This window comes from Paenibacillus baekrokdamisoli (assembly GCF_003945345.1).
GTDB lineage: Bacteria > Bacillota > Bacilli > Paenibacillales > Paenibacillaceae > Paenibacillus_Z > Paenibacillus_Z baekrokdamisoli.
Genome location: NZ_AP019308.1, coordinates 3,166,307 through 3,191,485 on the forward strand (window position 1 = coordinate 3,166,307; position 25,179 = coordinate 3,191,485).

16 protein-coding genes are annotated in these 25,179 nt (G+C 46.8%); 1 reads left to right on the forward strand and 15 read right to left on the reverse strand.

What is annotated here, in order from left to right:
• Nucleotides 1–11: 11 nt before the first annotated feature.
• The 9 genes from EKN16_RS14285 to EKN16_RS14325 all read right to left on the reverse strand — a co-directional run bounded on the left by EKN16_RS14285 (nucleotide 12) and on the right by EKN16_RS14325 (nucleotide 17,595).
• Nucleotides 12–4,895, reverse strand: a complete 4,884-nt coding sequence (locus EKN16_RS14285) for a DUF4838 domain-containing protein (protein WP_164522797.1) — start codon at nucleotides 4,893–4,895, stop codon at nucleotides 12–14.
• 35 nt (nucleotides 4,896–4,930) lie between these two features.
• Nucleotides 4,931–6,904, reverse strand: coding sequence for a DUF4838 domain-containing protein (locus tag EKN16_RS14290; protein ID WP_125658237.1), 1,974 nt, complete (start codon nucleotides 6,902–6,904; stop codon nucleotides 4,931–4,933).
• Entirely contained in the window at nucleotides 6,883–8,547 is a 1,665-nt protein-coding gene (locus tag EKN16_RS14295; protein ID WP_125658240.1) for a response regulator, read from the reverse strand. Before EKN16_RS14295 ends, EKN16_RS14290 begins: the two co-directional genes overlap by 22 nt.
• A 3-nt stretch (nucleotides 8,548–8,550) precedes the next feature.
• Nucleotides 8,551–10,311, reverse strand: coding sequence for a sensor histidine kinase (locus tag EKN16_RS14300; RefSeq protein WP_125658243.1), 1,761 nt, complete (start codon nucleotides 10,309–10,311; stop codon nucleotides 8,551–8,553).
• A 91-nt stretch (nucleotides 10,312–10,402) separates the two neighbouring features.
• Nucleotides 10,403–11,287, reverse strand: a complete 885-nt coding sequence (locus EKN16_RS14305) for a carbohydrate ABC transporter permease (protein WP_125658246.1) — start codon at nucleotides 11,285–11,287, stop codon at nucleotides 10,403–10,405.
• Nucleotides 11,288–11,325: 38 nt separating this feature from the next.
• Nucleotides 11,326–12,225 carry an ABC transporter permease gene (locus tag EKN16_RS14310; protein ID WP_232016429.1) on the reverse strand — a complete coding sequence of 300 codons (900 nt, stop codon included), beginning with the start codon at nucleotides 12,223–12,225 and terminating at the stop codon, nucleotides 11,326–11,328.
• 72 nt (nucleotides 12,226–12,297) lie between these two features.
• Nucleotides 12,298–13,968 (reverse strand): extracellular solute-binding protein, encoded by a 1,671-nt coding sequence (locus EKN16_RS14315; RefSeq protein ID WP_125658249.1) that lies wholly within the window; start codon nucleotides 13,966–13,968, stop codon nucleotides 12,298–12,300.
• Nucleotides 13,969–14,172: 204 nt separating this feature from the next.
• Nucleotides 14,173–16,173, reverse strand: coding sequence for a hypothetical protein (locus tag EKN16_RS14320; protein WP_125658252.1), 2,001 nt, complete (start codon nucleotides 16,171–16,173; stop codon nucleotides 14,173–14,175).
• Nucleotides 16,174–16,191: 18 nt separating this feature from the next.
• On the reverse strand, nucleotides 16,192–17,595 hold the full coding sequence (locus EKN16_RS14325; RefSeq protein ID WP_164522798.1) for a sialate O-acetylesterase: 1,404 nt from the start codon (nucleotides 17,593–17,595) through the stop codon (nucleotides 16,192–16,194).
• A 263-nt stretch (nucleotides 17,596–17,858) separates the two neighbouring features.
• Here EKN16_RS14325 and EKN16_RS14330 point away from each other — a divergent pair, with 263 nt between their 5' ends.
• Nucleotides 17,859–18,494: a DUF975 family protein gene (locus EKN16_RS14330; RefSeq protein WP_125658258.1), complete on the forward strand. Its 636-nt coding sequence runs from the start codon at nucleotides 17,859–17,861 to the stop codon at nucleotides 18,492–18,494.
• Nucleotides 18,495–18,554: 60 nt separating this feature from the next.
• Here the strand turns inward: EKN16_RS14330 and EKN16_RS14335 are convergent, their stop codons facing one another.
• From EKN16_RS14335 to solA, 6 genes are all read right to left on the reverse strand, one after another.
• A complete protein-coding gene (locus EKN16_RS14335) occupies nucleotides 18,555–19,781 on the reverse strand; it encodes an MFS transporter (RefSeq protein ID WP_125658261.1) in 1,227 nt (408 codons plus the stop codon).
• Nucleotides 19,782–19,969: 188 nt separating this feature from the next.
• Nucleotides 19,970–21,199 carry a M20 metallopeptidase family protein gene (locus EKN16_RS14340; RefSeq protein WP_125658264.1) on the reverse strand — a complete coding sequence of 410 codons (1,230 nt, stop codon included), beginning with the start codon at nucleotides 21,197–21,199 and terminating at the stop codon, nucleotides 19,970–19,972.
• Nucleotides 21,200–21,203: 4 nt separating this feature from the next.
• Nucleotides 21,204–22,532, reverse strand: a complete 1,329-nt coding sequence (locus tag EKN16_RS14345; protein WP_125658268.1) for an LLM class flavin-dependent oxidoreductase — start codon at nucleotides 22,530–22,532, stop codon at nucleotides 21,204–21,206.
• A 377-nt stretch (nucleotides 22,533–22,909) separates the two neighbouring features.
• Nucleotides 22,910–23,443, reverse strand: a complete 534-nt coding sequence (locus tag EKN16_RS14350) for a GNAT family N-acetyltransferase (protein WP_125658271.1) — start codon at nucleotides 23,441–23,443, stop codon at nucleotides 22,910–22,912.
• 50 nt (nucleotides 23,444–23,493) lie between these two features.
• The gene (locus tag EKN16_RS14355) at nucleotides 23,494–23,988 is read right to left on the reverse strand and encodes a DinB family protein (protein WP_125658274.1); all 495 of its coding nucleotides are present in this window, start codon (nucleotides 23,986–23,988) and stop codon (nucleotides 23,494–23,496) included.
• A gap of 33 nt (nucleotides 23,989–24,021) precedes the next feature.
• Complete coding sequence (gene solA / locus EKN16_RS14360; RefSeq protein WP_125658277.1) at nucleotides 24,022–25,167, reverse strand: N-methyl-L-tryptophan oxidase; 1,146 nt, start codon at nucleotides 25,165–25,167, stop codon at nucleotides 24,022–24,024.
• Between the last annotated feature and the right edge of the window lie 12 nt (nucleotides 25,168–25,179).

Below are 25,179 nucleotides of genomic sequence, written 5' to 3' on the forward strand. Positions count from 1 at the left end.
CAGCTATTGATTTAATTATCATCAAGCAATATGGGATGAAAACTCGAGGAGCTCCAAACCGCTCCAACACCCCAGCCATAAAATCCTGTCTTACCGTGATAGGTTCTGAAGAAGTACCCTTGCAGCGCCTTGGTAATGGAAAGATCAACATTGATGCTGTCAAAAGGAATAACTTGAACGGATATCCAACGGTCTGTTCCTTTCTTCGTGTAAGCTTCCCATAGCCCGTTGTAGGCGCTGTTCGCGGTTGGCCCGCTGTATTCCACCTTCAATGCTTTCGAGTTATTGAAAAATCCGTAATAAGTCGCGGCCGCCGGATGGCCCGTTATAAACGTCTCGTTATCGTCATCGGCCCCGCTTGCCCACCACTCGCTAGGAGCAGCATCACTGGTTATCATCGCCGACGGGTTGTCGTCGAAGTTCTCATAACCGACATACAGATTCTTATCGTCCCATAACAATCGAACTTTAGTCTGTACGGGAGCAGGATTTTTCGAGTTCATCTCGTAAAACTCCGAAACCGCTTTTGCATCTGCCCATGGCCCTTGACTGAAATCGGTCACGTTGACGATATCAGCTTTGCTTGCGGTCGTTTTGGAAGCGTGCACCTCCAGGTAGGGGATCTCACTAAGCTCGAGCACCATCTTTTCGAAGGTCGTTTTGATCGGTTCGATTCTCGCCTTTGCTTTGTCGTCTGCCAATGCCCAAGCCTCATTCAAAGCTTTCTGAGCCGCATCCTTAATTCCCGCTTTGATGATATACTTCCCGATGTACGTATTGGTGCTCGTATTGTAGCCGATTGGATCGTTATACTTATTCCAGCCTTGCTCAATGAGATCATAGTACTCTCTCATCTTCGCTGCGGCGGCCCCATAAGCTTTCCGAATATAGTCGGACTTCAATTGCTCAAGATCAGCATCCGGATTCCACATTAGCTTCTGGAACAACCAAAATTGCAGCGCGTTAATGGACCAATTCGGAATTCTCGCATCCATAATACTTTCGGGCAATACCCCGGTTATTCCCATATCCCGGTAATACTTCATATCCGCCTGAACCTTCTGTGCAATCGGTCTTTCGTAAGTGTCAGACAGGAAAGAACCGTAATAATTATACATGACCACGTTTTTCGTATTCTTCAGCCATCCCTCTAACTTGAGCCTGTGACCATAGTTCCCGCTGTTTACATCACTGGTATTGAAGGGAACTCGGTCATCCCCGGTTAACGGTGCCAGGACGACGACTATGTTATCCTCCAGCTTTACCCTTGGCGGCGTATCCGTGAAGAAGTAGGCGAATGTGACGATTTTGGCATTCGGATTCGTCACTTTCACTTTGGCCGCAATCTTATTCAGGAACGAATAGAATACGGTCGATTTATAATCCGCTTCATCGGGCTGAATCACGATGTTGTCAACCGTGGTAAACGGTGAACGGCTCAGCTCGCCTTGTTGAAAATAATGGGTATCGTTGATGCCGATTCCGACGTATTCGATCGGGTGCTCGCTTAAAAACTGCTTAACTCGGCCAGCAATAACCCCAGGTACATCGGGATTGTAGAAGTTGATTTGTGTATCGTCGGCTACCGGGATATAGTGCTCCCCGCTAATATCCGTGTTGTAATATTCCGGATGAGCTGCGAAATAATCCTCATTGGGCAGCCAGTAACCCAGATTATGACCGAGGGTAAACGACTTTACACCTACGCTTTCATGTCTCTCCCAGAGAGGCTGGTTAGCAAATTCGGCCAACTTGGCATTCATTTTATTGCGGGCTATCATCGTTTCCGTGCCAGGATCCTCGTGATACTCCCCGTTTGCTCCGAAGCCGGTAAGATTAAATCCACGTAGTTGAAACGGCGATTTCTCGCGATAATTCACTTTATTGGCAACGATCGATGGGAGTGGGTCATACAGCGTGCCGATGTCCGTGGTACTGGAGCGAGTCCATAATACCCCTGCATTTTTCTCCAGGAAATCATAGACGCCGTTTAACACGCCCTTAGGCTCCGTGCCGATAATATAAATCCGGTTACCTGCTTTCCTGACCGCAAATCCGTCAGAGTGGCTTAAATAAGCCATGTCGTCCCCGAATAGTTGAGTTAGATTTGGATAAGAGTCCGGTGTTCCCAAAATAATCTGAAACCGATCCTCATCGGCCCCACTGTCCGCGCTCAGAATAGAAACCTCTGGTGACTTCACTGAAGTCTGCAGCGCGATTTGAGATTCCTCGGCATCTTGTGAGTTTACCGTGTTCTGCTGCTGGCTAGCGGTCTTCGTCAGCGTAACATCGTCGATCCACAGATGATCCGTTCCCGCGACAATATAAAAGAAAATCCAGTTATACTCGAATGTATTGGTTTGGCTCGGCGTGTATTTCAACTCCACCTGTGTCCATTGATCCGTTATGTTCGTTACCTGTTGGCCCGAGCCGTCTTGTATTCCCCCGTCTTTATCCACTTCCGTGAACTGCATGATGATCTTTTGGCCCGTAGGGGCGCTACCCTTCACCCAAGCCTTCAGAGTATACTCGCTACCTCGTTCCAGCATGAGATGCTGCTCGGTGGTCGCGTTTATATACTCGTGCTGCCCAAGATCGATCCGAAGGGAGCTCGTTCCGCTGTGTGCCACTTGATTGTCCCACGCACCTGATGGCACAATCCAGCCTACAGGATGCAGCCCGTCGGTTGTGGCGGTTTCAAACCCAGCGTTGCTGATCAAGTTCGGCGTCGGTTCTGGTTCTGGTGCCGGCGTTTCTCCAGTTTCCATTACCGTTACATCGTCGATCCACAAATGATCCGTTCCTTTAACGGCATAGAAATAAACCCAGTTATAATCGAATGTATGGGTTTTGCTAGGCGTGTATTTCAACTCCACCAGTGTCCATTGATCAGTAATGTTCGTTACCTGTTGACCCGAGCCGTCTTGATATCCCCCATCATTTTTCATTTCCATGAACTGCGTGACGATCTTTTGACCTGTTGGGGCGCTGCCCTTTACCCAAGCCTTCAGGACATACTCGCGACCTCGTTCAAGTATAAGATGAGGCTTAGTAGTCGCGTTAATATAGTCGTTCTGCCCAAGGTCGATCCGAAGGGAGCTCGTTCCGCTATGTGCGACTTGATTGTCCCGCGCACCTGATGGCACAATCCAGTCTTCGGGTAGGTTACCGCCAATAGCAGCCTTTTCGAATCCCCCGTTCTTGATCAAATTCCGATCCAGATTTACCTTTAAGGTCAGGACGGTAATTGGAGAATCATCAGTGCTAACCTGCAGAGAAATGACATGCGTCCCTTCCGTAATGTCGGCTGGAATAGTAAAGGTACCTTCAACCGTCTGACTTTGTTTTACCTTCAATATCATGTCAGTTCCCATATTCGTGGTAATCGGCCCGCTATCCGTCTGAGTCAAGTTAATGCGAACAGAACGGCTGCTGTTATTAATGAGCGAGATCCGAATCGGGTACGTACCTACTTTATTGATGTCCATCTCGTTATCCCACAGCTGCGCGCTTACGGTATCTCCATCCATTTGTCCTTTATAGATCGGGAGTTCCGCTTCGCTGACCTTTTTTATCGTGCTCTGAAGCTCTTCTGCCGCAAGCATCTCCATCTTACTGGCTAGAGGGCTTACTAGAATATCCGCTTTGGGTAATCTCTCTTTGACAAGCGTCGCTGGCGTTGCGGGTGGTTCTGGTGTCGTGGTTGATCCACCGTTAGTAGGCATCTCGGTTTCTTGCCCCTCTTCCTTATCCGGCTTACGTTCGAATGTCGTTCCTTTTCCCTTCTGTCCATAAATCGCTCTTTCGATTTTCCCTTGCCCGAGCACCTTGATCATCTCATTCAGGAACAGGGAAACGATTGACGACTCATTATCAATAACAACCGTAGAGCCCGCTCCAAGCACGGGGGAAATAATCATCTCAATGACCGTAGTCTTTCCTTCTAGAACGACTCGGACGCCACCTGATGTCTTCTCAATTCGAACGATATTTAGTTCCGAGTTATTGAAGTGAACGCTGCTTGCGCCCCCTCCCTTCACCGTTGTCGTACCCTTCACCGTTACGTTGTCGAGAAAGGCATCGCCTTCCCCGACACCTTCGGCCACTAGCAGGTTGCCGGAGATGGTCATGTTCCGGAGAGTGACACCGGGGACATTAATGATTACATCCCCTTTGATAACCTTGGTTCCGACAGCGGGTCCATATGTACCGGCTTTCTCGAATGTCGAAATATTCTCAGCCATTACCCGATCCAACACGACGACCATTTCCGCCCGCGTGATCAAAGATTTGGGCTTGAAGCTGCCGTCCGTATATCCCTTCATCAGTTTCCCAGCTGATGCAGCCCCTATCGCGCCTTTGCTCCAGGCAGCAATCTGGTCAGCGTCCGTGTAGGCTTCAGCTGTCACAGCATTCAGCGTCAAATCCAATTGAAGCAATCGAGCGATAACGACTGCTGCCTCCTGCCTGGAGACCGCAATTCCGGCTCCGATCCCGCCATTTCCGTAGCCTTGCAAATATCCAGCTTTAACCGCGATGGTCATATCACGATAAGCCCAGTTTTCCTTCGTCATATCAGTAAAGCTTACCGAATCTGCCGCCTCGAAACCGAAGGCGCGATTAATAAGAGCGGCCAGCTCTCCTCTTGTGATTGACTGATCCGGCCGTAATGATCCGTCAGGAAACCCGCGAATCATCCCCTTATCCAGCCACTCGGTTAATTGACGCTCGGCCCAATGACCCGCAATATCGTTGGCAGCGGCTTTATGATCTTGGGAATTGGCCGCTCCAAACGCTGGTTGATAAGAAGAAAACAATAAGCATAGCATCGTAATAAGTGCCGTACATTGTCTCATTCTGAAAATTCCGCTCTTTTTCTTTCCGAATCTCTTCATGAAAGCGCCTCCAAGAATAATTAATAGATTCATGTCTAACGAGCAAAAACGCCATCAAATACGAGTACAGAATTGTAAATGTCTAAAACGGGTTGAACCAACTCTTCGATTTCCCAAAGCCTATTTCGCACAGCTTGCCACTGTGTACGTGCTTCCGAAGCCTCACCACCGTATAAAAGCTCCAATGCCTGTGTCATCATAAACCAAATGTCTTTATGGTGGTTTACATAGCTCCAAGAGACGGCATGGCAGCGATTCGGAATAAGAAGATTTCTTTCAATAATCGGCTCGAATTGACGGATAAGCGTATAAATGCTCTCAAAAACACTTTTATCCACCTGATCCCGATCAGCAGCCTTCTCCAAATCAAGATTATCGTAAAGCTGCGATAGAGTTGTCATATAATTCCGACAATTTAGCCCATCTTTTCCATAGGCGCTGATAAAATAATCCCCTGTTATTTGCTCAAAGCTCAAATTCCGATTCCACAATGTTCTTCCCATGACTGTAAGGCCAAGGCCGTTCGGGAAAAAAGACCTCTGAACCTGGCAGCTCATATAGCCGCGCAAACCGATTTGATGCAAATGCTTGATATCCTCGTGCAGAATTCTCGTAATGCTGACTTGACCGGGGTCTTTCTGATGGGCCCACATAAAGTGATAATCGAAATCAAAGCCATCCCCGGAAAAAACATGCTGCCAATCCTCTAAGTAAGATACGTTTTCTTCAATGGATAGAGGAAAGTCAATTTTATTTCTTTCAAATGGGGGAATACTTGGCGAATTCCCAGCCTCCGCAAAGGATTTGCGGTATGTACGTGTAATAGGCGCAAACATAAGGACGAAACGATCCGAATTTCTAAACCTTTCGTGAAGCGGCGCCCATAGTAATTCTTGATAGAGCAAGAATACGATACGAATACCCATATCCCGGGCCGTTAATGCTTCATCCAACTCATTCATCATGAGGACATACCAATCGGAGGGAGAAGCACGTACACAGTTTTCGCATTCACACTGATTGTTATGGCCATCCGACAACCAAACGTGAAGCATATCAATCTCCGGATGATCGGCTGTATATCGTATGATTTCCCCGATCATTCGACTTCTTGCTTCCGCATTGGAATAACACAGCTCCGTATCCATTGGAACTCCCTGCCACAATTCGCGTTTTCCGTTTATCTGGGCGAGATAAGGCGTGATATCCGGATCCGCCTCCCATTCCACTTTTCCCCATCCTAACGCCGGTATGCCAAACGCCGTGGAAGTCCAGCCGTGGCCGACAGCATGATATTCCAAGCCTCTTCTTTTGATCTCCGCAACCGCTGCTTCTACATTGAATAATGCCGAAGCCACTTCAAGCTTATCGTCCGATTGCTTGAGCGGATTGCTCAGATGGTTATACCAACGTTCAAAGAACACATAAGCTTCACGGAACTGTATGAAATACCCGTTAAACCCCATTTTAGGCATCCAATCGATCATATCAGTCACGTTCTCCAAACTAACAGCACCTTCGATACAAATCCCTCTATACCGGTAAGAAGCAGCCTCCATCAATTTGACCACTTTAGTCAAGTAGTCAATTTGGGGTATATACTCGCCGTCCTGGCCCGGTCTCACCCACCTGCAGCCAACCTCAGTTAAATATCGGTAGACGGAGAGCAGGACGCTCCTTGGGTTTGATCCAGCAAGGATTCCCTGCCCGCACTCAACATCAATCCAGACCGCGTCGTCTTCCTCTGTACCTTGCCCGGGCCACTCGGTTTGCGGGACTTCGGGAAAGTCTGTCCTTAGTCCAACCCAGATTCCTGGCTGTTCCTCATAGTATCGATCCGAGTGATGCAGAACGATTTCCCTTCCGGATAAAGCAATTAAATATTTCCTCAATTCCTCAGCCGCGAATGATAGAGGTTCATATCCACGGCTGATTACATAAATGCCATTCATCTTCTGAGCCTTGTTATACATGTCACCCTCCGGTTTCATATCCCTAACAGCCCCCATTGTTCTCTGTACTCCTGAGGAGTTACACGATTTTGTTTTTTGAAAAACCGGATAAACGCATGCGAGGAATTATAGCCCAATTGGGCTGCGATCTCATGCACTTTTAGATTGCTTTTTTTGAGCATCTCTTTCGCCTTGCGATCACGGTATTCGGTCAGATAATCCGATAACCCGTTCCCGGTAATTTGCTTATACAGTCGGGACAGGTAGGACGGATTAAGGTTCACATGATCTGCCAGATGAATAAGAGAGATATCCGCAGATATATGACTTTCTATAAAGTCATGTACTTTCCTTATGACATCATGGGTGCTTTTTTCTTGCTCTTCCATATTCCGGCCAATAATGAGGGAAGCCAGATGCAGAAAATAAACATTCCATTCCTTCCAAGAAACTTGATCGTCGAATAGAACAAGCTTGCTCCATTCAATTTGTTCTCCAAGCTCGTTTTCCAGATCATATTTATTCACGAAGGTCAAAAACACGTAAGACAACGCATGATATAGCTCGGTCTTCTGAAGCTTAGAAACGCTATCATCCATAAAAATGGGCGATATTTCCTCAAATAGCCGATAAAACTCCTCCTCGCTGCCGTTTTCCAGGCTGTTTAGCAATAACGGTACCTTACTCTGAAGCTGGTAATTTCCTTTTCTCGGTCCGAGCCCAGCAGCTTTATGGGTACCCACCTCTACCTCTGACCGATTTACATCCGTTAGCAGCGTGCCTTTTCGACTTCCTAGTCCGCGTACGAACAGAAATTTCAGAGCATGGAACTTGTCGGCTAACTCCGGCCAAGCTGCCTCCTTGCTGCCAAGCACGAAAGAAACAGATAGTTTCAATAGGCCCAAGCATTTGCTCTGAATCATTTCAAGCATTCCGTTGATAAAATGGGAAGTTTTTGCCCATTCGCCGGTTTCGCTAGATTGTGGCTGCACAATCCAAATAATTTTCGAAGATTCATAGACTAACGAGATCAACTGGGTGGATTCTGACAATAACTCCTCGACGATATTCTGAACCGCATAGATAATTAATGCCTTATCGGGCGCTTTCGTTATTTCGTTCCAGTCGTCCACGCGGCAAATTAATAAGAACACAGGGTCATCAGCACGAAACGGCAGCTGGATGTTGGCGAAGTGTTCGGCAAGCAGTACCGGCTCCACTTTTTTCCCCTGGAGCATCGACCATAAATAATCTTTTTGCAGCGTCGGTATGGCCAGCTTCATATGCGCCTCTGCTTTTTCTATCAGCCTTCTAGCATCATGTTCCTTGTTAAGGGCAATGATAGCCTTCTCCACTGCCTGTATGATTATATCGTCGTTCTCCGTCTTCAGGATATATTCCAATCCACCGAGGGAAAGCGCCTTTTGCACATAATTGAAATCACTATGGCTGGTTAGCAGGATCACTTTGGAGGCTGGCCAGTTGTCGCGAATTTCCCGCAATAGCTCTATTCCATCCATTCCAGGCATCAAAATATCCGAAAGCACGATATCGATACGGTGCTTCTTCAAGAGATCCAGCGCTTCAAAGCCGGAGTAAGCCTTATACACTTCTAATTGTAAATGCTGCTCCTTCTGAAATAGCTCTGCAAGTCCATCTGTTATGATCGGCAAGTCGTCCACAATTAATAGTCTATACATGCGTCACTCCTCCCCTTCCATTAAGGATAACCGGATTTCAACCCGAAGTCCGCCCAGCTTCGATCTGGACATCGTAAGTCCGTAATCGGGACCGTACATAATTTGAATGCGTCGATGCACATTAATGATTCCCGTCGTATCCTCGATGTGGTGCGCCGACATGCTCAACCTATGATTCAAGAGCTCTAGATCCATCGCCGTCAAGCTATTCCCGCTGTCTTCCATATAGACGGTCAAGTCCTCACGGTTTTGCTCCATATGGATCCATATCTTACCGCCATTTACCATTTTCACTACCGCGTGCTTATAAATGTTCTCAACAATCGGTTGAAAGATTAATCGTGGTACCCTAAACTTCTCAATAGCCGAATCCAACGTATCAAATTCAACCTGAATTCTTCCCCCGTAGCATACTTTCTGAATATCTACGTATGTCCGGGCATGCTTGATTTCCGTCTCAAGCGATACCTGATCGGAATCATCCCGGGTTATGAATTGAAAATAATCGCCGACATACTGGCAGAATCGATAAGCAAGCTCCAAATCCTCGGATTTGATTAAACGACATAGGACAAAAAAACAGTTATACAGGAAATGCGGATTAATTTGCGATTGCAGCCTTTTTAATTCGGAGCGCTGGCTGTGAATTTTCCGTTCGTAATTTTCCTGTATCAGCGTCTTTAAATGAATCGCGGTATCATTATATGCCTTGTATAAATAACCGAATTCATCATGTCTTTGCTGCGCATGCGCGATTGGCATAATATCGCCTGTCCGCATTCGTTTGAAGGCCCCGATCAACACCTTCAGCGGGCGATGAATCATGCGGAATATAGACATCGAGAAGAATAGAATAATAAATACCGATAAAACGGATACGCCCAATATCCAATATTGATATTTACTGATCGGGCCGGTGACATGGCTTTCCGGCACGTAGCTCACTAGATAAGACTCCAACTGCTTGGAATAGGTATAGGAGACAAGGTAAGGTACGTTATCGAAGTCAAGCGTATCGTAGCCCGCATGAAGCCCCTGTTTCATCTTAGCGGCCAAATGGCTGCGGAGAGCCGGTATAATCGATCCATTCTTTTCGCTTGAGATCGTCCAATTCTGGGTCAAATTCAAGATTGCCGCATTGCCTTGCGGAATGCTAATCACTTCACTTAACGTATTCATCAGCTTCTCGACCGATATTTCCACGCCAACCACGAACAGTGCCCTGCGGTTTACAATCGCTGGATATTGCATGCTGACGAATAGCCGCCCCTCCCAATAGATCAAAGGACTTTCAAGTATATTGTTTTTGAGCTGAAGCGCTTCGAACTCATCCTTATTAATATCCGTCTCAAACTTCGAGCTTAGGATCGTTCTCTGAAGCAGTGGAATATAAGCCCTTACTTCCTTAATGTAGATACTGTTATATTTAATCAGGTTTATGCGTCGCTGAATGGCTCTAATGTTGTCTATTTTCTCGTAATCACTCATGCTGTTTCCAGTTGTGCTCAAGGCCATCAGATCGTTGTCCGCAACATATTCCGGAAGTATATGCACAACCCGTTCGATTTCCATTTCCAACATGGTTAAATAAAAATCGTTGCGACTGGCGATTGATTGTGAAATTTCCTTACGTATGCTCTGTGAGCCTCTATTATTGATTACAAGTGTAAGCAAATATAAGGGCGCCAAAACAGCAATGAAGGTTAGCATTAATTTAACGAAAATCGTTGGACGATTCCACTTCGAGTTGTTCAGGATTTCCATGACTTTCCCCCTGCTTCGATTATGTGTTCACTTGACGTATAAACACTTTATCATATAAGCCAGAGAGGTAGGCTTTTAAAAATTATACTCATTACTCTTTAACACTTCCGAGCACAATGCCTTTAATGAAGAATCGCTGCAGAAAAGGATAGACGATCAGGATGGGAGCGGAAGCTACGAAAATTTGTGCCGCGGCACTCGTTCTGTCCGAGATCAGTTTAAGCAGTTCCACGTTCTCCGCACTTATGAATCTCATATCCTTCTGAATGACGATCGTTTGCAGAAAGGATTGCAGCGGATAATGCTCTGGGCGATTCATCAGTACCAGCCCGTCAAACCAGCTGTTCCAGTGCGCAACCATTGTAAACAATCCAACTGTCGCTAAGGCAGGCTTCGACAATGGTACGATAATGCTCCATAAAACCCGAAAGTGACCTGCTCCGTCCATCCTTGCCGATTCATCCAGTTCCTTTGGCAACCCTCGATAAAAGTTGAGCAGAAGAATCACATTGAATACCGAAAGCGCCCCAGGCAGCACAAGCGCCCATATCGTGTCCATTAGTCCAAGCTTCTGGATCGTCATAAACCAAGGAATTAGTCCGCCACTGAACAAAATCGTAAATACAAAAAACCAGGCGTACCAAGTTCTAAATTGAAAAGCAGTATTCTCCTTGGATAACGGATACGCGGTAATAATGGTAAGCATTAAGCTGATGAGGGTACCAAGCACAAGCCTCTGCACGGAAATCCCAAATGCGGTCAAGTATTCGGGTTTGTTTACTATATTCCGATAAGCAGCTGTATTGAATTCAACCGGCCATAGAGTAACTTTGCCTGCGGCAGCCGCACCACCAGAACTGAAAGATAGAGCCAGCATATGAATGAGAGGGAACATACACAATAAAGAAAGAAGGGCCAAGAAGATGTAATTAAAAATAACAAACGCTCTTCTGCCCGTTGAAATTCGTAAATTCAAAGTAAAATCTCCTTTCAAGTGAAACAGGTCTGATCATCTCAGAAGATGCGATATCCCGCGAAACGGTAAGCCATTGAATAAGACATCGATAGAAGAACGAAAGATACGACTGACTTCAATAAACCTACAGACGTAGCCAAGCCATAGTGAACCTGAACGAAACCCATCCGGTAAACGAAGGTATCGATGATATCGCCGCTCTCATAAACTGCCGGTCCGTACAAGTTGAAAATTTGCTCAAACCCTGCATTCAATATGTTTCCGACGCTTAATGTCGCCATAAGAACGATGATCGGCAGCATTCCGGGCAGTGTAACATGCCAAGTCTGCTTCCAACGGCCAGCGCCGTCCATTTCAGCAGCTTCATACAAGGAAGGGTTAATGCTAGTAAGCGCCGCCAAATATACGATTGTGCTGAACCCGAATTCTTTCCAGATGTCTGAGATGACGAGCGTATAGGGAAACCATGCATTACTTCCAAGAAAGAATATCGGTTTGAAGCCAAACCATCCGAGAAGTTGATTGATTATTCCGGAAGTCGGTGACAAAATATCGATCAGAATGCCGCCAAGCAGTACCCAGGATAAAAAATGAGGCAAGTAAACGAGTGTCTGAACGGTCCGTTTAAATACCTCTTTGCGTATTTCATTCAGCAGGATGGCAACGGTGATTGGTACCATAAGTCCGCCAATAATTTTCATGATCGCGATGTAGAGCGTATTAAACATAATCCGGCCCATGCCGGGATATTCCATCATGTATTTGAAATTATCCCACCCGACCCATTGGGATTTGAATATTCCTTTAGTCGGAATGAATTTCTCGAATGCAATCGCTATCCCCGCCATAGGGACATAACTGAATATTAAGGCAATAACGATACCGGGCAGCAATAACATATGCAGGGGCCATTCCTTGGTAAACCTCTTGATGATCATGTATACGTTACCTCCTAAAAAAAATCGGAAGGGGATATCCGCCGTTTGCAGTTCCCCTTCCTCCATTCCATCTTACTTGGAAGCAGCGGCAAACCATGCGTTAACTTCCGCTGTGATCTCATCTCCTCCAAGCTTTTTCCATTCTTCGACGAATTTATCGAATTCATCGATCGATACCTGATTCATGATAATTTTAATGAAAATCTCGCTCATTTTAGCGTCGAGCACGGGTTTCTTTTCCAACATCGCGGTTCCTTGAGCCCCGTAGAACTCATTGAAATGGTAGAGATCTTTTTGCAAATAATCGTACATGATGGAGAAAGCGCCGTTTGGTCCGGAAATCGGATATTCCGCCCACTCGCCTGTGTCACCGCCCAAATATTTCATTATTTTCCCGTATCGGTTAGGCGCTTCCAAACCCGTTAGCGTTGAAGGATCTTTCGCCAATACCGCTTTAGGCACCACATCTCCAAGTGTTATCGTTTCCGTCTGAGAGAATACCCGAATAGGGCTCAACTTATAGTAGCTTGCTGCTTCATTGTTTTGCAGGAAGTACACTTTATCCGTATCTGTTGGTTTTGTATACGCCTGAACCCATTTGTTCAGCAATTTGATAGCCGCTTCCGGATGTTTTGCCTTTTTGGATACAACGTAATATTTTTGAACGCCCAATTCGATTTGCGACAACGCAGGTTTATCGTCAATCGATGCGATCGGGTACGGCCACCAATCTTGAACGAGCTTCCCATCCTTCACCGCGTTGCCAAACAACGGATAGGCACTCAGCCAGAATGGCCCATAGACGACTCCCACTTTGTTCGAAGCCAGGAGCTCATTCTCCTTAACCAGATCCTTAACCGCAAACTCCGGATCGATCTGACCGTCCTTGTACATATCCTGCAGTTGCTTCAAGGCTTGCTTCATTTCCGGCTGGATGTCTCCGCTAACGAGCTTACCGGAACTATCCTTGATCCATTGTGTTGGATAAGCATGGTAGCTGTTAAAGAATCCTCTAATATCGAATGTAACGTCCTTGAGGAAATCCTTCGTAAGCGGCAAACCGTAGGATTTGCCAGTTCCGCCTGGATCCTTCTTGGCGAATGCCGCCGAGATGGCCAGAACGTCCTGCATCGTTTTCGGTTCCGGCAGGTTTAACTTCTTGAGCCAGTCCCTTCTGATCCATACTTGCGTGGAAGCGCCGTAAGGTCCATTCGTTTGCGGGATAGCCATTAGCTTTCCTTCGTGTTTCGCCGAATCCATCTGTTTGCCGCCATCTCCGGTCAGATAGGCCTTTGTCTCAGGGGTGGCGTCCTTCTCATAGAGATCGGTAAGATCCATAATCATATCCGCCTCGGTTAGCTGCTGCAGCTGCGGCATCGTTACGGCCATCAAATCAGGAATATCATTCGATGAGATGCTCATTTGCACCTTTTGCTCATATTGCGCGGTCTCCGCGACCCATACGTTCTTGATCGTGATACCTGTATCTCTCACAATCGCATCGGAAACCGAGTTTTTGTCGATCGTTTCGCCCGCAAGGTATTTTACGTCCGCTTCGCTCTCGCGAGCCATCGTAATTTCTACGGGTCCGGTACTTTCGACTACGTCTGGTTCAGCCGGAGTGGTACTCCCAGTGGGCGGGCTTACTGCTTCCTTGTTCGTATTACTGCCTCCACAACCCGATAATACCGCCAAAACGATTACCAAAATACAGGATAACGCTAATCTGCTCATGCGCTTCATTCTGAAATCCCCCTTTTTCATTTTCGCTGTGCATTGCATTGCGTTTGCAATCTTTGTAAGAATGAGGCGATATGTAATATCACACATTAAGTTAGATTACATATCAAGCATCTCTCATATTTACATTATAGAGGCTACTTATTGCCATCTCTATACACTAGACTTTACATTCATGTACAGTTGTTTACTTTAGAAGTCCAGTGATTAGATTTGTCTGTGTAGAACTTTCAAGGTTAGTGCAGGAAAATGAGACTTAACGACCGTCCGGTGTTCGGAGCTTCGCAAAGCAATTGGTTGTCCCATTGGTTCAAAGCGGCTAAATAACGTCCAGTTATCATCTGTCAGATCTGCACCGGCAAGCTCGATACCGTCAATGTCATCCATTGAATTATTGACTATCGCTATTGATTGTTGAGTGGCTGATCGAAACTCGTATACAGCCGCATGAGGAGAATAGCTGGTAATCATTAACGTCTCCTCGGTTCCCATTGCAGTTATTGTTTCCTGAAGCACTGCACATCGTATCGGATTAAGTGTTCCCTCCTGGCCATCTTGCCCGTATGGCAATATAAAGATCCGCCCATTAACGACTGTCATCCCCGGGCAAATAGCTTCGCTTTGAACGCTTAGAATTTCCGAAATCACGTCTGCGGAGCCTTGTTCATATTGGATGTCCAAATAGCGGCCTATGCTAAGGTACGGTCTCATTCGTCCTTCCTTAATTCCGGAATATACATGACCATTCACGATTTGTTCAATAGTCTGCACTTCACGCCACACTGCTTGTGATACTCCGCACAATGAACCAAGCCCCATTGTATAAAGAGTATAAACGGCTTCTCCGTCCAACAAAACGAAATTCGCCTTAAACAGCTCTCTAATCTGAGCTTCATCGTAATTACGCAGAATTTGCCCTGATAACGCTAGCACGCCTTCTCGTTTGGGCCATTCAACCGCATATTCGTTAGCTACGCCGTAAGCAGAAAGCAAGCTGGTCCACCATGTTTCCCGAGGATAGAGCGCTTCCATTGTTGATTGTTCTGTGGTGTGCAAGTGGTAAGAGGAGTGTTCGCTCACAAGCACCTGCACCCCCTTTGAATATTGAACATGGAGATCCAGGGAAGCAATGGAATTTAAGAAGTCCTTCTCCTCGGCTAACCAACGTTCAGACTGTTCTTCTGGATATAGGCCATTCCCGATCATGTCTATCATATTCAAGGTTATTCCTCGGCTGCCAAGCAGTAATGCGGTTTCCAACTGATACTTCTGAAAGCTCTTTGATTTGGAGTATGAAGTGTAAGGGACATTCTCCAGTTCCGGGAACGCCTCCGTGTGGTCCGGAATGAGAGCAGCCGTCAATCGCGACACGGCATTAAATGCCCACGAATAATGAATGCCGCTAGTTTCCATATAGGCTGGGAGATTAGGACGAATGATAGCCCGCTGATTGCCATCGAATGCTTTCATAATACCGTGCCAATCCCGACCTTCAGCAGCATGTACGCTTGGATCACTCGTCATCAAGCCAATCCGGGTTTCGGGCGACACGTGATGTACCGCTTCACCGATGGCCTCTGCCAATTCCACCATCGTTTGCCGACAGGAGTCCAACCATATACGTCTATATTCATGAGGTTCACCGCTCGCTAGCACGCCTTGGACAAAATCCTCTCTATTGATAGAAGCCACACCAGCTTCACGTGCAAACGCACGCATATGGTCCTCGCAGAAACAACCGCCCCACTGGAGAGGACTATGATTATGGAAACGAAAATCATCCTCCACCCACAACGAATTGGGCTGCAGCGTAGCATAGTAAGCATATAATTCAATGATATAGCTGCGCCATTCGGGGCAAAGCGGACATACCGCAGTGGTAGATTGATTCCCGTTTGGGTCCACCATTAATCGGAAGTTTTGACCTTCGAGCAAGGTGTTGTTTGCTGAATCATGCAGCAGCGTATTTAAGGGATTAATCGAGGTGGTCACCCCAATCCGTTCCAACAAACCTTTCGCCCGCCCGATCATATCCATCCAAGGCTTGGTTTCTTCCCTTGTGATATGACGGAGATTTAAAGGCGCTATAAAAAACATAACGTCATCGATTTTTCCTTTGCGGCAAAAATCAATTAATGCTTCAAGCCGTTCCTCTTCCCAATGACCCGGCTGCAAAGTGAAACGTAACATATAAGCATATTTCGACATGCTGATCACCCTATTTCCTTATATAATTTTCACGCCATAGAACGCTAGCATCGGCATATGCGTGCCCGTATCCAGGATGGGAAACGCCGTAGGATTAGCTTCGTAAGCCCCATGAACGACGGCATCACCTTCGATTGGACGAGGGAGGATAAGCTCAACCTGGTTATTATTCACGATTCGCCAATGGGCAATTGCCTCTAGCCCTTTCTCATCGTCGATAGCAAACACACTCTCTCCTGGTCCGATGGCGAATAATTCACCCGTCACATTCTCAAATTCCAGCACGACCGTTTGATTCCCCTCCGAAGTACGGGAACCCAACTCCGCTTTTATTACATTTGGCGCACGATGCGACACTAGCTTTCCATAAAGTTCTGCCAGTGCTGCTCTTGCCAATCGCCCGCCGATAAGTAAATTGCCTGCAGGACTGTTATGAATAATATCCGAAAGCGGACTATCGAGCGAAGGCACGACGTACACATGTTTGATCTGCATAGCCGCCAGCCGTTGAGCTTCCCGAACCTTCCCCCAGCAGCGGTTACCTTCTTCCCCGTCCGCATAACCTGCATATCGGTTTAACTGCACGGTTAGTACGGGCAGCTCATCATTCTCCATGTCCTTACGCCAATGATCAACCATACTAGCAAATCTATCATAATAGGTAGGAGCGTTAAGAGTATCGCAATCACTGCATCCCTGATACCATAACATCCCTTTTACTTTTCCCCCGGAGGATTGAATGACATCCATCATATTCCGGTATAAATCCCCAATCTCACCCGGATTCCATCTTTCCAGCGGTGAACCGCCAAGAGCAGTTTGAAGAAGGCCAATCGGAGTGCCCGTCTCACTCTTAATCAGCTTGGCAAAAGCCAAGTAAGGTGAATGTCCAGGATTTACAGGCTCGCCATTCAACATTTGAACAGATTGCGTGGATTCATTAAAAGGATGCGTCGCCAAATCCCATTTTCCGTTATGCCTCAACAGATGAACACCCATCTCAGGCGGATCATAGACCGCTCCTCTACCATACCCCGTCGCGTTACTTTGTCCCCCAATGACCCATATATCACCGACGGCAAGGTGATGAACCATATCCCCTCGCGTTGCCAATTCCATCGGTTGCTGCTCATCCAGACGAAGACAAGTTTCAATCCGGTACAATCCACCTGTTGGAATTCCCTTCATACTCATGCTCCACGTATCGGCATCCCCCATGGCACATCGCATCCAAGGGATGACAGCGCCACTTCCGTCCTCCTTGACAACGCGTGCGTAGATGCACGCCTGATCGGCGATTACGTCAGTTAATGAAGACCATGTTCCCGATAAGTTGATTGTCCCGAAGCCTTGCTGCTGCTGCAAGATCGCCCAATGCTGAAGCCCTTGAATGATTTGTACGCCGAATGGTTTGACCGTCACGTTCATCCCTCCGTTACATCCGAACGTATACTCTGCAAAGGATAATCCTACCTCTGAAATATCGTTCTCGTGAATTATATATGGGAAACGTATGACTCATCTATACACTTGTTTTTACATTCAGGTACATCTGTTTACAATTGCTCTTGTCTAGGCGATCCTTAAGAATGATCCGTCCGCGCAGCGGGCGCCATATTGTCATTAATAAAACTTTCCTGTAAAATAGTGTCTTATTCAAATAAGAAAAGGCGGCATACACAACAATGGTAACTCGTCCAGAGCTTCGCGCACGAGCAAGAGCAAGTTTGCAGGGTAATTGGGGAAGGGCTATCCTGATTCTGATTGTTATGGGACTAATGACATTTATACCAGACTTAATCCTTACCCGTATTCATCCCTATGCTCAGTATGTATTTATTTTTATCGTCTCAGGTCCACTTGGATATGGAGCGGCAGCGGCTTTCCTTTCATTGGCTAGAAACAATCGCCCCTCTGTCTCCTTATTGTTCGAGGGCTTTGAACATTTCACCAAGACATTCCTTTTATACTTACTCTTGTCGGTCTTCACATTTCTATGGATGCTGCTCCTCATTGTACCGGGCATTATTGCAACGTATAGGTATTCACAAGCCTATTATATCCTGCGTGATAACCCCGAGATAAGCGCCCTTGAAGCCATTCAACGCAGCAAAGAAATGATGGTTGGGCACAAATGGCGATTATTCGTTCTACACCTATCCTTTATTGGATGGATGCTGCTTGCAATCTTGACATGTGGGATCGGCTTCCTTTGGTTGAATTCATACTTTTTGACCACTATGGCGCATTTCTATCTCGATCTTAAAGGAAATTCAGCGAGCTACGATACCCAAACACCGCCGCCAGCTTATAATAGCTGAACTTAGTACTTACTTCTTTCTTTCCTTTGTCGGGAGACTATAATAAGCAAAAGCCCGTGACTATAAAGTCGCGGGCTTTGTTTTGGTTTTCCAAGCATATACAACGAATGAAAGTAATCCAATCCAGCCGAAAAATGAAGCACCATACAACAGATCAGCTACCGGAACCACTCCCGACATGTACGTGCTTAAAAGTGGACCTATCGTCCCACGGATGCCGAAGAGCATCAGATGAAGTCCGAATACTACAGCTTCCCTTCCTGGTGCTAAACGGAATACATAAGCGAGGAAGCCGATATCCCACACCGCATCCCCAATACCCTGCACACCACTCCCAATAAGAACACCTGGATAATTACCAAAGATAGCATAGAGAAGCGGAACGATAGAGAAAGCAGCCAATCCGAAAGCGACCGTATGCTTGGCGGATAATCGATCAATGACTCCACCTACTACGAAGTAGGCAACTAGAAGACAAGTGAAATAGGTGACCCGAGCATAGCCAATCTCCGTATTCGTAAGCTGTAAGTGAGTAACTTGTATGATTTGATAGAGCGGTTGAGCCAATATATTGCCGAAGCCTGTAAAGGTGCACGCTAGAAAAAACATAGCCATTTCTCGATTTTGCTTGATAAGCTGCAGCTGTTCTCTAAGTGAAGATCGTTTACCCGTGAGCGATTTAAGTGGAGCTTCCTTCTTGGCTCTGATTCGCGTGAATATGAGAATAGAGATTACTCCGGTAACAGCAGCGACCAGCAATGGCCCTTTAGGGCCTGCTGCATCCGTCCAGCTTCCTATAAAGAAGGCGAGAGGGATCATTAGAACCCCCATAGCAACCCGGACGTTAGCCATTAATTTACCACGATGCTCCGGCGGATACATACGAATAATAAGAGAAGCATAGGCAGGTGCCTGAATCCCCATCAGCATTTGAAAAAGTAGGGCAACAACAACATATACAATAGGAACTCCAAAGAAAGCAGGAAGAATAATCAAGGCCCTGCCAATTAGATTCGGTATCATCATATAGGGCTTCGGATTAGATCGCTCAATCCACCCCGCCCATATAGGCGAGAATAACAAGCCGATCGCAGGTGCTGCTGACAGCAGCCCCACCTGAATATTGGATGCCCCTTCTTGAATCGCCATCGGAATGTAGAATTGATTAAATACGACATTAAAGAAGCTGAATAATACAGATGCTCCAGCATCAATGCGAAAGTTATGCCAAGCTCTAGGTCCTAGCTGGAGTTTGAGACTAGTGAAGAAATGGCTGATGGCTCCCATTATGTTTTCGAACCCCTCGAGTGTAGTGGAAGATTATATCCAACGTCATTCTCTCCCACTTGTAGGATAGAGCAATCAATCGGATACACGTATTATATCATCGATCGATCCCCAGCATCACACATAGATTTGGAATTTTCCGCATGAAAAAAAGATCAATCAATCCAATAAAAGGATGATCAATCTCATTATTGCCATTCCTCTTCTACAAGAAGCGATTCTACAGCAAGCTGTATATACAGCCGCGCACCGATCAAAAGTGCGCTTTCGTCCAGATCAAACTCAGGATGATGAAGTGGGAAGGTGATGCCCCGCTGCTCATTACGAATACCGATTAACAGCATGGCTCCTGGAGCTTTGTCCAGGAAATAAGCGAAATCCTCACCCGCGAGGCTCGGTGTATCCAGAACAGCGATCTGCTCAGCGCCAAGCACTTTTGTTCCGGCTTCTACCGCCATCTGAACGGCAGAATCGGTGTTAATAAGTGCTTTGCCCATCCGGAACCAAGCAGTGGATGTCCCACCATAGAGGCTGGCGGAAGATTCGGCACAGCGTTCAAGAATGGCTCTTATTCGCAGGACCGTTTCCGGTTCATAAGCACGATAGGTTCCTGATACTTCACCCGATTCGGCGATTGCGTTAATAACTGTACCTGCCTGAATCGAGCCAAATGACAAAACTGCCGGCTCAAGTGGATTGACAGCCGATGCAATGGCTGCCTTAGCATCCATAACGAATTGAGCTGCCATCATTAACGCGTCCGCAGCCAGATGGGGGGCACCATGATGTCCAGAAATTCCTTGGAACGATACGCGAAAATGAGTAGATGCCGCCATAGCACGATTGCGGTGAACGGCCATGCGGCCAACAGACAGGTCCGGCCATACATGAAAAGCAAAGGCGGCAGACACATCATCCGCCACCCCGCTCTCCACTAAATCGCGACCACCGCTGCGCAGCTCACCGTCAATCGGACTATTCACTGCACCTTCTTCAGCAGGCTGAAATACAAATTTAATCGTTCCAGCAAGCTGATCTCTGGCCTGACTTAATCCAAATGCAGCTGCTAGCAGCATCGTCATATGCGCATCATGTCCACAGGCATGCATCTTCCCATCTACCTCGGACCGATATTCCGTCTCATTCCGCTCCATAATAGGCAAGGCATCCATATCTGAGCGCAGCAGAATCGTTTTACCGGGAAAAGCTCCGTGCAGAATCCCAACAACACCTTTACCGAAATGGTTGCCAACATTCCGATGAACCTCCAACCCGAAACGCTCGAGTTGATCTGCGACTTGGGCAGCTGTCCAATCCACGTCATACATTAACTCCGGATGACGATGAAATTCCCTGCGCAAAGCAATCCATTCATCCGCCCGTTCCTCAAGTAAGGCAAAGATCGATTCCGTATCCATCCTCTTAGCCGGTTACTTCAGCGACAGCATAACGATTCGCTGGAATCGGAATACCTAAATTGCCGCGAAGCGTATCAGACTCATAATCGGTACGGTAAATACCGCGCTCCTGTAGAATAGGAACAACAAGATTAACGAAATCATGAAGGCCACTTGGAAGCGAGGAATGAATAATGAAGCCATCTGCAGCGCCCTCTTCATGCCATTGTTGAATGAGATCAGCTATTTTCTCCGGCGTTCCAATGAATGCACTGCGCGGCGTTGCCGAACTGAGCGCGACTTGGCGAAGCGTTAGATTCTGCTCTTTAGCGACTTTCTTGATTTTGTCCGTACCGCTCCGGAAACTGTTGCTGCCCAGATCACCAAGCTCAGGGAATGGCTCATCAAGCGGATATTGGGAGAAGTCATGATGCTCGAAAAATCTGCCCAAATAATCAAGCGCGTTCTCGATCGTAACCAGGTTAGCAATCTCTTGATATTTCTGTTCAGCTTCCTCTTCTGTGCGTCCGATAATCGGCCCAATACCCGGAAGGATCGCAATGTCATCGGCTGAACGTCCATAAGCTACTGTACGATCCTTAACATCCTTATAGAAGCTCTTCGCATCCTCAATGTTCTCATGTCCGGTAAATACGGCATCTGCACTTTTTGCTGCCAGCTTTTTGCCGCTCTCCGAGGAGCCAGCTTGGAATACAACGGGGTGTCCTTGCTTCGATCGAGCCACGTTCAATGGACCTTGTACGGAGAAATACTTCCCTTTATGGTCTAGGCGATGCAGCTTAGATGGATCAAAGAAAACACCTGTTTCCTTATTCCGCACAAACGCATCATCTTCCCATGAATCCCAGAGACCTCTAGTTACTTCCAGATACTCCTCAGCAATCTGATACCGCTCATCATGCGTAGGATGGTCAGTTTTGCTGTAATTCTTGGCTGAGCCTTCAAGTGGAGAAGTTACCACATTCCAGCCTGCACGGCCTCCGCTAATTTGATCTAGAGAGCCGAATTGTCTAGCAACCGTGAATGGCTCACTGTAGGAGCTTGAGAGTGTTCCGACTAGACCGATCTTCGAAGTAACGGCTGCCAATGCAGACAGGATCGTAATCGGTTCGAAGCGGTTCAAGAAATGCGGGATAGATTTCTCATTGATGTATAGTCCATCCGCGATAAAGACAAGATCGAATTTCCCCGCTTCCGCCGTTTGCGCTTGCGTCTTGTAAAATTCAAAATTCACGCTTGCATCAGCAGGAACCTCAGGATGCCGCCATGCCGATACGTTGCCGCCCACTCCATGAATCAAAGCGCCAAATTTAATTTGTTTACGGTTTGCCATGTTCGATTCCTCCTTAGGGAATATTGCTGGAATTAGCCATATAAATTCAGCTAATAAGTTGATCAAGTTACTTTCGCTGCGCGAGCAGATCATTCTTACGATCGCTGTTGCAGCCGGATTCTTTGATTGTATGAACCACATATAGGTAAGAATCCGGCTGCAAAGGCGAACACTAACGTTTCTCCAGAACGATTCTGCTCGCTCCGCTGCTGCTGTGTTCAACCTACCCCTAAGGGATAGAATCAAGAAATAGGGAGACAACAGCGACCCTTAAGAATGATCCGTCTGCGTAGCGGGCTTCTACGCACAATACTTCAAATTTATCAAGCACTTATTTTAGTGTTGAGCCATAAAGATTAATAAAGCTTTCACAATGCTTAAACCTGTAACAGAGCTGCTTCCTTCAGATGAAGGCGGTAGCTCTTGACTACGACATCACCGTTCATCAAATCCTTGTCAAAGGCTCGCTCAAAACCAAGGTGCTCATAGAGCTTAACCGCAGATGCCATCATGTCTGATGTATGAAGATGCAGGAGCTCTGCTCCCCACTCGAGTGAAAGCTTAGCGCTTGCTCGAATTAATTCAGTGGCAACTCCGAGGCCTCGAGCCTTTTGAGAGACCGCTAGCAGTCGAATTATCGGGTTCTCAATACCGAGCTCCGGAAGTCCATATGCCAGTACCGAGGAATCAAATATAAATATGCTGCCTATTACTTCATCATTTCTTACAGCAACAAGTCGCGCTCTCGTCTCTGCACTGTCTACCGCCAGCAGAATACTTTCCTTATAAGCCGCCCAACGATCTTCCGATAGTGTGAACTCATATTGTTGATACGCATCCAGTAGTACTTCTCTGATCGCAGCTTGATCGGATTGAACAGCTTCACGAATAATAATGGACGAATCGGTCATGGCATCCACCTGCTTTCTGTTTGTGTACTTGGTTTTCCAGCAGCTTGAGACTAGAGCGCACAACTAGAGTTCTGTGATCCCGTCTCTCCCTGTTTGATTCTCTCAATTTGCGCTAAATGGACTTGAACATGAGCTATAAAAGCTGGGACAATGGCCGCTATTGTGACCTTCTCACCTTTAAAATTAATACCCGCTTTATTCCAATCCTCCGCTGTCAGACGGCGAAACAGCAAAGTGTTATAGGTAAGCAAAGCCCGGAATGCAGCCAGAATATTTGATGCATGACCTGCATTTGCATATTGCCCTGCCACCCACGGATCTTGATTGAAAATAGGCAGCTGTACGGTGGAACCGGCCAAAATATCGCGAATGCGAAAACTTACAACAATGTTATGATCGGCTAGATGGGCGAGAACTTCCGTTACGCTCCATTGCTCTGGTGCTGCTTTCCACTTGAGCTGTTCCTCGGAAAGTCCCTCAATTGCTTGCTGCAGCTGATCTTCGGTATGCAAATAAGCTTCAATATCAACAGGTAATTGACTCATGAGAGCTCCTCCTTATAGGACCGTTAGTCGGTTTTATGTTATAGCAGCGAATCGTGATAGAGAGAATAATCGAAGATCCTGCTCAGATTTACCTTTCTCTACTAAATCCGCTAAGATCTCTCCCACCACACTGGAAAATTTAAAGCCATGTCCGGAGAAACCTCCTGCTAACAGTACATTAGCATGCTCCGGGTGGGAATCTATTATAAAGTTGTCATCAGGTGTATGCTCATATTTGCAAACTGCACTTCTCAGCAGTTTCCCTGCTGCGCCAGGCATGAAGGCTTCTAATACACTGCGCAGATCATCTTCATCCTCTGGAAAAGCACCGAACGGAGCCAGCTCATCACCAGGCTGCCAGTGTTCACCCGTATCATGTCGTCCGATCTTTAGACCAGCCCCTCTGATGCTGGGGAATCCGTAATAGCCGCCATTCTGAGTTCCTAGTGTAAAGCCTGGGAATACCTCGGAATTGAAGGAAGAGTCCGCTGGTTCGAACCAGCCAACGACTTTACGAATGGTACGAATCGGCAGAGAAATGAAGGGCTCTAACGTTTTGAACCACGCTCCTGCACTCAATATGACATGCCCCGCAGCGAACGATTCATGATTGGTCTGGACGGTGACACCTCCTTGCTCTGCTTTAATACCGGTAACGAAGGTATTGGGCAGAAGCTCAGCACCAGCTTCCAGCGCCAATCTTTTGTATGCTTCGATGCATTTCTCACTGAACAAATAACCTGCATTCGGTTCATACATGCCGCGATAATGCTCAGGCAATTTGATGTTTGGCCAGCGCCGATTAATATCAGCAGCATCCAGCCATTCCACATGAACATCTAAGGCAGAAGCATCGTCGCGCCTTGCCTCGTAGGAATATACAGCTGTATCCGCCATATTCAACACACCTGCTCGATCCAGCAGTTTCTCACCTGTGCGTTCTTCTATCTCCACCCATTTCTCATCCGCGCGAAGCGCCATACGTACATAAGCTTCTCCGCCAGCATAAGCGTGTCTGATAAGACGAGGCTCTCCATGATGGCTGCCCATTATATGCGGAGGGTTAAAAGCATCGATCAGCAATGTCTTCAGACCACGGCGCGCAAGCTCATAACCAGCACTCATGCCCATAGAGCCGGCACCAACGACGATGACATCATAAGATTTGCGGTTAGTGATACTTTCCCCTCC